Source organism: Acinetobacter sp. YH01010, from assembly GCF_013420775.1.
In the GTDB taxonomy this organism is placed as follows: Bacteria; Pseudomonadota; Gammaproteobacteria; order Pseudomonadales; family Moraxellaceae; genus Acinetobacter; species Acinetobacter amyesii.
The window spans coordinates 24,828-38,462 of the sequence record NZ_VOYF01000005.1 but is presented as its reverse complement, the minus strand read 5'-3'; the positions used below and the strand labels follow the sequence as shown (position 1 = coordinate 38,462).

The following is a 13,635-nucleotide window of genomic DNA, read 5'->3' as shown; positions in this document are numbered from 1 at the left end:
GGAAAACTTATAGTTTGTCATCAAATTCGTTATGTTGTGGTGCAGGGTGTTTAAAACCTTTAGTTTTATAACCAAGGTATAAAATACCGAACATTGCCCACCATAAACCATATTTCAATGCAGTTTCTTCAATTTCTAACCACATCGCAAAGATACTGATAAAGCCAAGCATTGGAATAACGACAAAGCTAAAAATATCTTTGGCTGTTTTTGTGCGGCCATCACGAAGTGCATAACGTGAAATCACAGATAAGTTCACGAAAGTAAAGGCTGTCAATGCACCAAAACTAATCATCGAAATGACAATATCAAGATCCATAAAGCCCGCAGTTAATGCAACCGCACCTACAATCATGATGTTGTACGATGGTGTGAAGTTTTTCGGACTAATATGACCAAAGATCTTCTTGTTAATGACGCCATCACGCCCCATTACGTACATCAGACGTGATACACCGGCATGTGCAGAAATACCTGATGCCATTACTGTCACAATCGCAAAAGTTAAAACATAGGATTGGAACAGTGAGCCGCCGACGAGCAAGAGTATCTCTGGCTGTGTTTCAGCAATATTCTTGAAATAGTTACCCGGCTCAGCAGGGAAGAACAGCTGCATGAAGTAGGTACTAATAATGAAGATAATCCCTGCGATTAAAGCAGTTAAGAAAATCGCTTTCGGCAGTGTTTTCTCAGTATCTTTTGTTTCTTCTGCCAATGAACTTAATGAGTCAAAACCAGTGAACGAGAAGCACAGTAATGTTGCACCTGTAATCAGCGCACCCACAGACGTCAGCTCATTCCAGAATGGCTCAAGGCTCCATAATTGGTAGCGTTCTGCCGCAGAAATCGGGCCATCAGCATTGAAGCCCATTTGAAGCTTGCTGTAGACCATCCACGTGAAAATACCAATTACTAATAACTGCACAAGTACAATCAGGCTGTTAAAGTTAGCAACAAAACGCGCGCCGCGTAAGTTAATTCCAGTCATGAATGCCGTTAGCACAATGACCCATACCCAGTGGTTTACTGTTGGAAATAGTGCTTCAAGGTAAATCACTGCAAGAATAATATTCACCATTGGAGACAGCAGGTAATCTAGCCATGATGACCAGCCCACCATGAAACCAACGTTCGGGTGAATGGATTTTTGAGCATAGGTATACGCCGAACCCGATGATGGATAGCGACGGATCATATGTCCATAACTGATAGAGGTAAACAAAATTGCAATCAGGGCAATAATGTAAGATGTCGGCACGTGTCGATGACTTTCTTCAGAAACTAGACCGAAGGTATCGAACAAGGTCATCGGCTGAATATAAGCCAAACCAATAATAATAATGTGCCAGAGTCCAAGCGTTTTTTGCAGTTTAGCTGCCGATTGAGTCCCAGAGATATTTGTCAACGGCGTTATCCTCTTATCGTTGATCAAGGATCAGTCATATTCTAAGGATCGTTTGAGACGAACGATCCCCCCTACGTTTTAAAACAAAAGTGCGCCAATCTACTCCAAATTGGTACATTTTGTCAGTAACTTTGAAATTATTTTTAGCAGAAATTATGCCAGTTTGATTAAAAAATAACTGATATTGTGTTCTGCAAGTGAAAAGCCCGATGTTTAAAAAAACATCAGGCTTAATTTTTCGCTATATTCGCTTATTTTTCAGCAATTACCAAGCTTTTTTTAGAATAGTTTTGAGGTCTTCTAAGCTGGCTTCTTTAGGATTATAAATAATCGATCCATCATTCAGTGCTTTCTCTGCCACTTCATCTAATTGAGCTTCTGTCACCTTGCCAGTTTCACTCAAAGTACGAGGTAATTTGGTCAAACTAAACAAGCGGTCACGCATGGCTAAAAGTGTTGAAATGGCTTTTTCAGCGCGGAGGTTGGCCGGCGTTTGTGCATAAATATCAGGGCCAGCCAGTGGTAATAGCAATTCAGCAATCTTATCGCCATTTACTTCTTTGTTGTATTCCAACACATACGGCAGGAATAAGTTCATGCATAAGCCGTGGGGCAGGTGAGCGACTGCACCCAGTGCATGACCTAATGAATGCACTAATCCAACCATCGAATTCGAAAATGCAATTCCTGCCATCGTAGAAGCTTGTGCAAGTTCTAAGCGACCATGTGCATCGCTGGTATTATCTAATACACCAAATAAGCTATTGCTAATTTTCTTGATTGCGGCAGTTGCATAGGCATCTGAAATCGGGTTCGCCGCCATGCACGTATAGGCTTCAATGGCATGCGTCATCGCATCCATCGCTGTCATCGCCGTAAGATGGGGTGGCAAAGTTTGCGTCATACGTGGGTCAAGAATTGCCGCATGTGGCATCAAATAATTCGATGCAAAGGCCATTTTTACATTCTTTTCAGGGTCAGAAACCACAGCGACCATAGTCACTTCTGAACCTGTACCCGAGGTTGTTGGAATCACAAAAAATGGTTTTAACGGTTTTGGTAAGTTGTGCGCACCTGAGTATTTCAGTAAGTCATCGCCACCTTCAGACACCAAGATATTGGTTGCCTTAGAGGTATCAATGACTGAACCGCCACCGACTGCAATAATGGCATCACATTGGTTGTCGCGGTAAAGTTGAGCCGCTTTACGTACGGTTTCTAAACTTGAGTCTGGCGGAATATCATCAAAAATATAGCCAATCACCGTCTCGGTACTTTCAAATGCCGCTTCAATCGGTGCAAGTAATTGATTACTGCGAACACCTTTGTCAGTAATGATCATGGGACGTTTAGCACCCAAAGTAGACAGTTCGAATGGGATGTGTTCTAAAGCAGCATGGCCAGCAATCACTTTTACAGGACAGAAAAATTCGTAATATGGTTTAGCCATGTGTTATGCGCTCCGTTTTAAATAAGACTGGGCTACTTTTAAATAAATATTTGCAGCACCGCTCAGTTTTTCTTTTAGGCTTAAATGTGTTGGATATTCTTTGACAGCCAATTCAGCCACCAATTTAGGTAAAATTAACGCTTCCATTTTGTTGAGACAACGCACCAGTCGGATGGCATAAGACAAATCACCATCGGCGATCATGCGGTCATTGGCAAAGGCTTGTGCGGTACTTTCTTGAAATGAGAAGACCAAAAAGGCATGATTCAAATGCTTAAACGTAATGGTTAAGTCAGGCTTTTGAGTGCCGGGTGTGAGGAGTTTGAGTTGATGGTCTTCCGTGACTTGCGCGACAAATGCAGCGCCATTAGGAAAAACATTCATAGATAAAATAAAATTAACTGGAAATTTAGCAACTTCTTGTTTAATTTCTTCATCGACCTGGCTCGCCATGACCAGACCTCTGCCAATCACATCCATCATGAGTTTGACATAGGCCTGCTGGAGCGCGGGTTTAACGGATTTAGTTGCAATCACGTGTACATCCCTTATCTATAATTATTAATTTAGAGCTTTTACTCTAAATTATTTTATTTGAGAAAGCAAAGTCTTTTATAGTTGTTTGATTGTTACGTCTTTAAAGTAACCACTGTTTTTCAAAGTATCAATGATATCGACGCATAAGTTTTCAAATTTAGGGTAATCCTGTACTAAATCTTGTATACGAACCATTTCTAATCCAGCATAGCCACATGGATTAATGGTATGAAAACCAAATAGATCACAATCGATATTCAGTGCCAAACCGTGATAACTGCGGCCTTTACGAATTTTAAAACCGAGAGAACCAATTTTGCGTTCTGCAACATAAACACCGGGTGCATCAGGCTTGGCATAAGCGTCGATGCCGTACTTTTTCAGCAGTTCGATCATCAAGTTTTCTGCATAGGAAACCAGCGTACGCACGTTCCAACCTAAGCGATTTAAGTCAAACATGAAATAAGCCACCAACTGACCCGGTCCATGCCAAGTGACTTGTCCACCACGGTCTGTTTGTACCACAGGGATGTTACTTTGCACCAAAATATGTTCAGGTTTGCCAGCTTGCCCCTGAGTTAATACATCGGGATGTTGCAATATCCACAGCTCATCAGGTGAGTTTTCATCTCGCTGTTCAGTGAGAGTTTTCATCTCTAAAAAGCGGTCTGCATAAGGGGTAAGGTGGTTATATTGACGAATGATTAATTCGGGTTTTTGAACAGTTTCAGTCACGTATTTCGTGTCCTTTTCTATCAAAGTCATGTATGGATTATAATGAATTAGACGTACAAAAGGGGGGTTAAATACTGAATTACTTGAGGGTATTACTATTATACTTAGACATAAAAAACACGCCCTAAAGCGTGCTTTTTTATTTAAATCAACAGAATTACAGTGCGGTACGAATGTGTTTACAAGCTGCTAAATCCGCATAGACCGCATGTACTTGTTCTAACTCTTCGAAACGTAATTGAGCAGTAATTGAATGATATTTACCTGTACGAGATGGAGTCACCGTCATTTTGCTGCCATCAAAATCAGGAAAATGTTTAACAAAAATTTCATTCACTGCTAGGCGAAGTTCTTCACCTGCATTACCAATCAATTTAATTGGGTAGTCCATAGGGAAGACCCAAAGATGCTCTTGCAATTCACGTGAAGGAGCGCGATTAGTCATATCAGTCATGGGACACCTCATTATTTAAAAATACCTGCAATGAGCAGGTATTTGGAATCATTTGCTACATGCTCATAATATGGGGCAGAAAACCCCATATTCAAGCCTGCATTGTCCTAGTTATAGGTTAGTCATTCTCAAGGAATGAACGCAAATGCTCTGAACGTGAAGGATGACGTAATTTACGCAATGCTTTCGCTTCAATCTGACGAATACGTTCACGTGTTACGTCAAACTGCTTACCAACTTCTTCTAGAGTATGGTCTGTTGGCATATCGATACCAAAACGCATTTTCAAGACTTTTGCTTCACGTTCAGTCAAGTTTTCAAGAACTTCACGTGTTGCTTCTTTTAAGCCTTCAGACGTTGCAGCATCAATCGGAGAGGTGATGTTGCCGTCTTCAATGAAGTCACCAAGATGCGAATCTTCATCATCACCAATTGGTGTTTCCATTGAAATTGGTTCTTTCGCGATTTTAAGCACTTTACGAACTTTCACTTCGTCCATTTCTAGACGTTCACCTAATTCTTCAGGTGTCGGTTCACGACCCATTTCTTGAAGAAGTTGGCGAGATACACGGTTGATCTTGTTAATGGTTTCGATCATGTGTACTGGAATACGAATCGTACGTGCTTGGTCGGCAATCGAACGTGTAATCGCCTGACGAATCCACCAAGTTGCATAAGTAGAGAACTTATAACCACGACGATATTCGAATTTATCCACCGCTTTCATCAAGCCAATGTTACCTTCTTGGATCAAGTCGAGGAATTGCAAACCACGGTTGGTGTACTTTTTCGCAATCGAAATTACCAAACGTAGGTTGGCTTCAACCATTTCCTTTTTCGCACGGCGAGCTTTCGCTTCACCAATCGACATACGTTTAGAAATGTCTTTGATGCCTTTAACATCTAAACCAAGTTCTTTCTCGATGTCAGCGATTTTTTGTTGGAATGCCAGAACGTCAGGGCGGACTTTTTCAAGATAGCCTTTCATTTCTGCAGGTGCTTTAGCAATTTGTTCATCTAACCAAGCAAAGTTAGATTCTTGACCTGGGAAAGACGTACGGAATTGAGTACGGTCCATACGACCACGACGTACTGCATAGCGCATAACTTCACGTTCAGAAGTACGGATTTGGTCATGGGTATTACGAATCAAATCAGAGATGATGTCGAATAAACGTGGTGTGAATTTGAACATCATGAACACAGTTGCAAGTGCTTCAAGTGCAGCAGCAGCTTCTTTACTGTTACGCCCATGTTTTTCAATTGCAGCTTTAGTGACTAACCATGCTTGTTCAAGCTCAGTGAAACGTGCTTTAGCAATTTCAGGATCTGGACCAGATTCGCCTTCAGAATCATCATCACCTTCAGACTCTTCTTCTTCATCGTCATCATCAAGTTTGACATCTTTAGTTGGTTTGTTGGTTGACGCTTCATCTTCATCGATCTCAGAATCATCTTCATCGATCACTTCTGGGATGGCTTCGTCAGATTCTGGATCTAAATAACCAGAAAGAATATCAGCTAAACGGCGTTCACCCGCTTCATAATCTTTATATTCTTGCAATACAACTTCGACTGCATTTGGCCAATAAGCAATAGAATGTAAAACGTCACGAATACCTTCTTCGATGCGTTTTGCAATGCTAATTTCGCCTTCACGTGTTAAAAGTTCAACTGTACCCATTTCGCGCATATACATACGCACAGGGTCAGTGGTACGACCGGGTTCATTTTCAACAGATGCAAGTACAGCAGCGGCTTCTTCTTCAGCAACTTCGTCAGTCGCTTCGCTGCCACCTTCAAACATTGTATCGTCAGTTTCTGGTGCACGATCATGTACCGGAATACCCACGTCATTCAACATCTGAATGATGTCTTCAATCTGTTCACTTTCAGTGATTGAGTCCGGGAGATGATCGTTAACCTCGGCGAAAGTTAGGTAACCTTGCTCTTTGCCTCGGCTAATCAGAGCCGCTACTTGAGAAGTAGGGGAAGTCATATCGCTCATCTTTGCTTACTCTTCGTTGAATCTGTGGCAGTAAAAAACCGTGCATTTTAGCACGATCGTCTCATTAAATCTTGTTAATAGCTGGCTTATCCCATTAGGACGGTACAGCATCAAGCTGTCCAATGAGATATTAAAAATTTAAATTCAGTAATTTAGGTGGGGCTGAAATTGTTGTTTTCAAGTTCATCCCATGCATCGATTATTTTACGAGTCATCTTTGACTGTCATAAAAATGAAGGACGCAGGGTGGATTATATCATGCCACAGGTTTTGGTAAGAAAAAAAGACCTATTTTTAAAGTTTAGTTGTTAAAAAAACAAATAAAACTTGACAATATTTTATATCCCATATAAATAGCGGCTAGACCCCTTCAATTTTTTTCATTATGAGGTAGTTTTGGTGTCTTCTACAGATTTTGAACTAGATGATAACTACGGTGATGATGATGTGAATTTCGATGAGGCCAGTGCAAAAACTAGCGCGAAAGAATCGTTAGAAAAGCGCCGACTTATTGATGACCTTCTGGCTCAGCGCCGTCTTGAACGTGAGCTTAAAGATTTTGATTACGACATCGACGATGACGATGATTTTGATGACGAAGAAGACTAAATAGCGATTTAGCATAGCGCTTGAAAATGCTATGCTTACGCATTAAGTTTCTAACTCTGGATTTGAAATGAGTGCTTTAGATTTAGACCTTTTGAGTGACTATCTAGACGGCGATGACAACGAGCATGGTCTAGATTTTGCAGCGACTCATGGTTTTTTGTGTGCAATTGCAGTAGGCCCAGCTTTTGATAAATGGCTAGACGAACTTTTTGATAACAATCAGAAAAAAGTACCTGCTGAAATTATTGCACAAGTAAAAGCATGGCTCGAATCGATTCGTCAGAATCTTGCAAATGAAGATGGTATTGAATTTCCATTTGAAATTGAAGAAGCCGATGTTGAATCAAGTCTTGGTGACTGGAGTGTTGGCTTCGTTGATGCCATGTTCCTAAACGAAGATGCATGGTTCACCGACGAGTTTGAAGAACAATTGGTTGATTTAACTTTGCCAATCATGGTGTTCAGCGGCATTGATGAAGAAGATCCACAAATGGAATCTTTCCGTCGCAATGGTCAGTTGATGGATGAACTTGCAGAAGAAATCCCAACCAATTTGAACGAATTATATTTGATGTATCACACACCAAATTAATTTCGACGAAATTTAAAAAAAGCACCTTGGGGTGCTTTTTTTAGCGCCGTACTTTTTTAATTCAAAATCAATCTTAATGCTTAACTGCGTTGGGCTTTTAAGAAGCTTTTCGCCATCCATCCAAAAGATAAAGCCAACACGAGATAATGGATAAGTAGCGTAAAGCTGATAGCAAGCAGCCAGACCCAAGCGGGTAATTGCGTTAGCACCATTTGAATAAAGGCTTGGGTTTCTGGGAAGATTAAGAGACAAATGACGGTCGCGACGACACTAATCAGTACCGAAGCCAAAATACAGCTCCAAATCAGGGTTTTCTTTTCAGCCTTATCTGGCACTCGCTTATGGTCTTTGACAAAGCTAGATGCCGCAGCAAAACCGCCCACAATGAGACAGGTAATAGATGAACCACCGGGTAAATCAAAGAAAGACTCGATGGCTGCGACAGCGACCAGGGCGAGGGCATAAGCAATGCTAAATGTGATGATGTATTTTTTCATTATTTAATGTTCATGTTTTCGTTTTATAAAGAGCGAGTATAGCTTGCCCGAAGTTTCTTCACTGAATTTTAAGTTTCAGTGAAGGGTATTGATTCAAATTCTAACGGAATAAGTTAAAAAAATTTATAATTTTTTAGCGCAGTAGTCTGCATACCAACCATAGGCAATATGAAATATTGTGCCATGAATGGCGACCAAACAAAGCATAACCACAGCAGTTAGCCCGATGCCTGCATGATCTACAGACTTCATAATGCTTTCGGCATTGGGATTCATTAGCACCAAGAACAGCACAAAAAAGCTACCAATGATGATTGCAACGGCACTGGAGCCCCAAACCAGTTGGATCTTTTCATGGTTGCTAGGCACACGTTGTTCTTTCTTTACAAAATGCCCAACGCTGATTAATGCACATGCCACCAATGTAGGAATTAATGTAATACCACCAAGATTTAATCCAAAAATTAATACGGTAATCAAAAGCACCAAGGCGATGCTATAAACAGCAGCAAAGTGTAGGAGATAGTGTTTCATTTAAGCCCCAAAAACAAAAAATTAACGATGTCGACGTTGATGTCGGCGATACAAAATCCAAGCAATAATGATGACTGTGATCAGAATAATCACATGGCCAACTTTACTAAATATTTGCTGCATTAACTGCTGATTTTCACCTAAATAAAAACCCATACAAGCTAAAAAAGTGGTCCAAATAATCGTACCTAAACCACTATAAAACATAAACTTCCAAAATGGCATGCGGCTCATTCCCGCAGGAATACTAATGAGAGAACGCACAGCTGGAATCATCCGGCCGAAAAATACAATGCGGTGACCGTATTGCTCAAACCATGCTAGAGATTTTTTTACATCTGCCGATTTGATAAATAAATACTTTCCATAGCGATCGACGAAGCGGAAGATGGATTCATGCTTAAATTTATAGCCAATCCAATATAGCAATGCAGCCGCCAGTAAAGAGCCAATGCAGCCTGAAATAATGACACCAATGAGGAGTAGTTGACCTTGGGAGGCAGAATAGCCAGCCGAGGGCATAATGATTTCAGAGGGGATTGGGGGGAAGACATTGTCAAGAAACATGAGTAGGGCAATACCGAGATAACCCAACTGTTCCATGATTGAAATGATCCATTCAGTTAAAGTCATGGTAGCTAAGGCAGAGAAAAGGTGTATTTATCCTATGTTGAAAAGCGCAGTGGGTAAAGTTCCGTTTTAAATATTCCTGAAACCACCTAAGCAAAAACAACAAATATTGAGTTCATCTTGTATTAAGTAGCATGTAGGCTTAATGAGAAGGAAAATGTATCAATGCGTGAGGGCATTAAGCAATGCTGAATGATATAAGGCTGAATAATTGAAAGGCTTGGATCATAGTTTTTATAGTATTGAGCGTACGCTGTTCAGTTTGGATTTTATTTTGATGTCGGAGCTTTAGCAGCTTTAAAAATCGTTTTATATACTGAACAGCGTAGGACTAGGTTGCAATAAGTAGCGTTGCAAGGTGCATAAATTAATCATCATGTTCCATATTTAATAGTGTGTGAATATAGACTTGGCGTAAGCTCAGAGATAAAGCAAATGGAATCACACAAAGTCCAAGAATGTTGAGCATAGTGGGTTGTAAGTGCAATGTATAAGCAATAAATAAGGCAAAAATTGCACCAATGCATGTAGCAACACTGACTATCAAAATATGCGACTGTTGGTTAAGCAGGTGTTTTAATTCTCCTACACTTTCTTTTACACGGGGAGCGGGTAAAGCAAGGCGCCTTGAGGTTGCAATTGGAGAGTTGATTAATTTTGGCATAATGCTTTCCTTTTTCAATTATCTATAATGATTTTCTCGGATCAATTGATCAGAATAAGCATAAATGCGCGAACTGATTCTCGTAAATAACCAGATATAGTTATTTTGTCAAAAAAATTAAGTCACTGTTGAGAATGCGTAAAAAAAACCCTAAAAATAGGGCTTTTATTTATATATCGTTACAACAAATTTTCCTTAGAGACGCTTACGTTTTGCTGCCACAATTTGTGATTGACGCATACGGAAGCCTGCTTTTTGCTGTTCAGTAGTTTTGTCGATACAGTATTTGCATGATACGCCGTGTTCGTAGCTCGGAAGTTCAACTTCAGCAGGAGCCAGTGGCCAACCGCATGCGTGACATTTGATATTTTCGCCTTCTTCCATACCGTGAGTGACAGCAGTACGACCGTCAAATACGAAACATTCACCTTCCCACATGCTTTCTTCAACAGGGGTTTCTTCTAAATATTTTAAGATACCGCCTTTAAGGTGATAAACCTCATTAAAGCCTTCTTGAAGTAAAAGTGAGGTTGATTTTTCACAGCGAATACCGCCTGTACAGAACATGGCAATTTTCTTATCTTTATGCTGCTCAAGCTCTTTTTTCACGTATTCAGGGAATTCACGGAAAGTCTCAGTTTTCGGGTCAATCGCACCCTTAAATGTACCTGCTTTGTATTCATAGTCGTTACGTGTATCAATTAGGATTACGTCATCACGTGCAATTAGTTTATTCCATTCTTTAGGATCAAGATAGTGACCGACTAAATCACGTGGTTTCACTTCCACACCTAAAGTCACGATTTCTTTTTTCAGTTTGATCTTCATTTTACGGAATGGTTTATCCGCACTATGCGATTCTTTGTATTCCATCGCATTGAAGCCTTCATTGAGAAGGAATTTATGGATGATATCTACAGATTTACGGTCACCGGCAACCGTACCGTTAATACCTTCACCTGCCACAATTAGAGTACCGCAAAGGTTGATGGTTTTTACCAAGTCTAAAAGACGTTGTTGAAGATCGGCAGGATCTTGAACTTCTTTGAATTGATAAAGTGCGGCAACAACCCAACCAGAGGTCGCTTGCTGTTCTACAGGTGCAAGCTGTTCTACAGTAGCGTTCATGGAGTACTCCAAATGAATAAACAGGATAAAAATTAAGGCGCACATTCTACCGTGATTTGGATGAATAAGCGAGTAAAGCGATGGCTTTTAACCACACATTTGATCATAGCTTCATTTCAGTAGTTTTAGCGTGTATAGTCATGCCGAGTTGTTTTTATCCCATAAATATTGCTTGAATGGAGCCGGTTTTGAGTACTGATCGTCGAATTGCCTCGTTAACCCCATGTGCAGGGCGTTGTTCTACGGTATTTGGTGATTCAGTCTGTCGTGGTTGCCGCCGCTTTAACCATGAAGTCATAAAATGGAATACCTATACAGCAGAGCAACACACGGCCATTTGGTGTCGTTTAGATGCACAATTAGATCAAATTTTAATACCGATGTTGCCGCAAGCAGATATCATCCATGTCGAAGGCTTTGTCTTGTCTAAGCGAGTTCGCTTACGTCCAGATGCAAGCAAAGGCCGTAAACTGTATCACGCACTCAAGCTCTGCGAAAAAAACCGTCATTTCACAGATGAAAGTGGACTCGGGATACATTACAAACAGGTACGACCGTTGTGGGATGAATTTGAGCGTCGCGTTTTGGCACTCGCCACAGCCAGCTATGATTTGGCATTCTTAAGAGCAGATGCCATTCGCTTGCATTTATTGCAAAACATGGATGAAGAGGACTAAGTCCTCTTTTTTTATGTATGAAATTTATCGTGATCTAAAAAATAAGTGAAGGAATCTCAGCGTGAATTATTCGGAGTACTTTTTATATTGTGTGGCCGTCATCGTAATGATTGCAACGCCTGGACCTGTCATGCTGTTGGTCGCAAGTGCAGGCTTACAAGGCGGCTATAAAAAGGCATTTCAAACCATTGTCGGGACGAATTTTGCTTCACTGATTTTGATCGTACTGTCGGTGTGTATTTTAAAAGGCATTTTAAATGTGAATGCGCACTGGCTCGATGGCATCAAAATACTGGGTTGTTTATATATTGCTTATATTGGATTTGATATTTTAAAAGAAGTAACTATACAGCCCACTACACAATCTCTGCAGTTAAAAGCAGCACAAGGGGGTTTTAAGCAAGGACTAATTGTGGGGATTTCAAATCCTAAGGATATTATTTTCTTCGCGTCATTTTTTCCGCAGTTTGTAGGAATTACTCCTCATCTTAATCTGAGTTTAATTGTGTTGACCCTGAGTTGGATCGTTTTAGATTTCGCGACCTTGTCTTTGGTGTATTTGTCTTTTCATCGATTGTCGAAATCACGCTGGTATAAAAAATTGTTGGCACTGTGTGGGCTGATTTTAGTGGTGGTTGCCATCTATGGCATCTATAGCATATTCACGGTTTAATTCTTAACTTGAAATGTGCAGTAAAAAATAAAAAAGGCTGATTCAATCAGCCTTTTTTATGAACGTGTAGAGCTTTAATTAATTCGCACTAGAGATTGTGCTGTAAACGATATTGCACAATTTCTTCAATGGTGAGTACAGTCAAATGATGGGTTTGTGCATACGCTAAAACTTGTACGCCATTCGCCATTGTGCCGTCTGGGTTGGTTAATTCACACAAAACACCTGCGGGTTTTAAACCGGCCAGACGTGCCAAATCAATAGTCCCTTCAGTATGTCCACGACGGGTCAATACGCCGCCTTCACGCGCACGTAAAGGAAAAACATGACCCGGACGGTTTAAGTCACTAGCCACAGCACCATCTTTAATTGCGGCTTTGACTGTAGTTGTTCGGTCTTTTGCTGAAACGCCAGTAGTAACACCTTCCGCAGCTTCAATGGTTACGGTAAAGGCAGTTTTAAAATGGCTAGAGTTATCAGATACCATGGGTGGAAGTTCTAAATGATTAGCCTGAGCATCGGTTAAACACAAACAAACAATCCCTGAACCGTCACGAATCATACGTGCCATGGTTTCTACAGTCAGTGTTTCTGCTGCAACAATCAGGTCGGCTTCATTTTCACGGTCAAAATCGTCCATGACTAAAACAGGCTTGCCTTGACGAATGTCTTCTAAGGCTTGCAGCATGCGCTGTTCTGCAGGTGGAAGGGCAGAAAAGAAAATTTCGGGTTGAATTAAACTAGACATTGAAACGCTCGCGTAAATTTTAGATACGGTTGAACATTTCAGGACATGTGAAATAGTGGCGTTACGATATATATTGAAAATGATCAATGATATAGAGATGTGACGTCGTCTTCTTTCATCCGGACTATACCGTCGGCTCAGGTATTGCACCTGATCTGCGAATCGCGTTTAAACGATTGGCTCGTGGGCTTTTTGCAGGGCTTTCAACCCAGCAAATTTACCACCGGTGGGGAATTTCACCCCGCCCTGAAGCGATGTGTCTTGAGTATAGACCTGTTTGAGTGCTGATGGGGG

At 40.8% G+C, this 13,635-nt stretch carries 16 protein-coding genes and 1 riboswitch; of the genes, 4 read left to right on the top strand and 12 right to left on the bottom strand.

Going from position 1 to position 13,635, the window contains the following annotated elements; genetic code table 11:
- Window positions 1-7: 7 nt before the first annotated feature.
- The 6 genes from FTT77_RS05950 to rpoD form a co-directional block, all read right to left on the bottom strand.
- Window positions 8-1,405 (bottom strand): APC family permease, encoded by a 1,398-nt coding sequence (locus FTT77_RS05950; protein WP_168378115.1) that lies wholly within the window; start codon window positions 1,403-1,405, stop codon window positions 8-10.
- Between the two features lie 265 nt (window positions 1,406-1,670).
- Window positions 1,671-2,855 (bottom strand): iron-containing alcohol dehydrogenase, encoded by a 1,185-nt coding sequence (locus FTT77_RS05945; RefSeq protein ID WP_180109062.1) that lies wholly within the window; start codon window positions 2,853-2,855, stop codon window positions 1,671-1,673.
- A gap of 3 nt (window positions 2,856-2,858) precedes the next feature.
- Entirely contained in the window at window positions 2,859-3,392 is a 534-nt protein-coding gene (locus FTT77_RS05940) for a hypothetical protein (protein ID WP_180011534.1), read from the bottom strand.
- A gap of 75 nt (window positions 3,393-3,467) precedes the next feature.
- Entirely contained in the window at window positions 3,468-4,127 is a 660-nt protein-coding gene (lipB, locus tag FTT77_RS05935; protein ID WP_180048752.1) for a lipoyl(octanoyl) transferase LipB, read from the bottom strand.
- A gap of 157 nt (window positions 4,128-4,284) precedes the next feature.
- Entirely contained in the window at window positions 4,285-4,572 is a 288-nt protein-coding gene (locus FTT77_RS05930; RefSeq protein ID WP_078191448.1) for a YbeD family protein, read from the bottom strand.
- A 127-nt stretch (window positions 4,573-4,699) separates the two neighbouring features.
- On the bottom strand, window positions 4,700-6,589 hold the full coding sequence (rpoD, locus tag FTT77_RS05925; RefSeq protein ID WP_078192191.1) for an RNA polymerase sigma factor RpoD: 1,890 nt from the start codon (window positions 6,587-6,589) through the stop codon (window positions 4,700-4,702).
- Window positions 6,590-6,988: 399 nt separating this feature from the next.
- On the opposite strand from rpoD, the gene FTT77_RS05920 reads away from it, so the two are divergent.
- On the top strand, window positions 6,989-7,198 hold the full coding sequence (locus tag FTT77_RS05920; RefSeq protein WP_078191373.1) for a PA3496 family putative envelope integrity protein: 210 nt from the start codon (window positions 6,989-6,991) through the stop codon (window positions 7,196-7,198).
- A gap of 67 nt (window positions 7,199-7,265) precedes the next feature.
- Window positions 7,266-7,790 carry a YecA family protein gene (locus FTT77_RS05915; RefSeq protein ID WP_078191372.1) on the top strand — a complete coding sequence of 175 codons (525 nt, stop codon included), beginning with the start codon at window positions 7,266-7,268 and terminating at the stop codon, window positions 7,788-7,790.
- An 80-nt stretch (window positions 7,791-7,870) separates the two neighbouring features.
- On the opposite strand, the gene FTT77_RS05910 is transcribed toward FTT77_RS05915, so the two are convergent.
- The 5 genes from FTT77_RS05910 to FTT77_RS05890 form a co-directional block, all read right to left on the bottom strand.
- Window positions 7,871-8,287: an ABZJ_00895 family protein gene (locus FTT77_RS05910; protein ID WP_180048751.1), complete on the bottom strand. Its 417-nt coding sequence runs from the start codon at window positions 8,285-8,287 to the stop codon at window positions 7,871-7,873.
- A 123-nt stretch (window positions 8,288-8,410) separates the two neighbouring features.
- The gene (locus FTT77_RS05905) at window positions 8,411-8,821 is read right to left on the bottom strand and encodes an ABZJ_00895 family protein (protein WP_111885304.1); all 411 of its coding nucleotides are present in this window, start codon (window positions 8,819-8,821) and stop codon (window positions 8,411-8,413) included.
- A gap of 21 nt (window positions 8,822-8,842) precedes the next feature.
- Window positions 8,843-9,454 carry a DedA family protein gene (locus FTT77_RS05900; RefSeq protein WP_180109061.1) on the bottom strand — a complete coding sequence of 204 codons (612 nt, stop codon included), beginning with the start codon at window positions 9,452-9,454 and terminating at the stop codon, window positions 8,843-8,845.
- A gap of 364 nt (window positions 9,455-9,818) precedes the next feature.
- On the bottom strand, window positions 9,819-10,115 hold the full coding sequence (locus FTT77_RS05895) for a hypothetical protein (protein WP_180023226.1): 297 nt from the start codon (window positions 10,113-10,115) through the stop codon (window positions 9,819-9,821).
- Between the two features lie 195 nt (window positions 10,116-10,310).
- Window positions 10,311-11,243 carry a rhodanese-related sulfurtransferase gene (locus FTT77_RS05890; protein WP_180109060.1) on the bottom strand — a complete coding sequence of 311 codons (933 nt, stop codon included), beginning with the start codon at window positions 11,241-11,243 and terminating at the stop codon, window positions 10,311-10,313.
- A gap of 188 nt (window positions 11,244-11,431) precedes the next feature.
- Here FTT77_RS05890 and FTT77_RS05885 point away from each other — a divergent pair, with 188 nt between their 5' ends.
- A complete protein-coding gene (locus tag FTT77_RS05885; protein WP_168378110.1) occupies window positions 11,432-11,920 on the top strand; it encodes a DUF1289 domain-containing protein in 489 nt (162 codons plus the stop codon).
- Window positions 11,921-11,981: 61 nt separating this feature from the next.
- Complete coding sequence (locus FTT77_RS05880; RefSeq protein WP_180048749.1) at window positions 11,982-12,593, top strand: LysE family translocator; 612 nt, start codon at window positions 11,982-11,984, stop codon at window positions 12,591-12,593.
- 88 nt (window positions 12,594-12,681) lie between these two features.
- On the opposite strand, the gene ribB is transcribed toward FTT77_RS05880, so the two are convergent.
- Window positions 12,682-13,341 carry a 3,4-dihydroxy-2-butanone-4-phosphate synthase gene (gene ribB / locus FTT77_RS05875; RefSeq protein WP_078191365.1) on the bottom strand — a complete coding sequence of 220 codons (660 nt, stop codon included), beginning with the start codon at window positions 13,339-13,341 and terminating at the stop codon, window positions 12,682-12,684.
- Between the two features lie 103 nt (window positions 13,342-13,444).
- A riboswitch (FMN riboswitch) is annotated at window positions 13,445-13,598 on the bottom strand.
- Window positions 13,599-13,635: the final 37 nt, after the last annotated feature.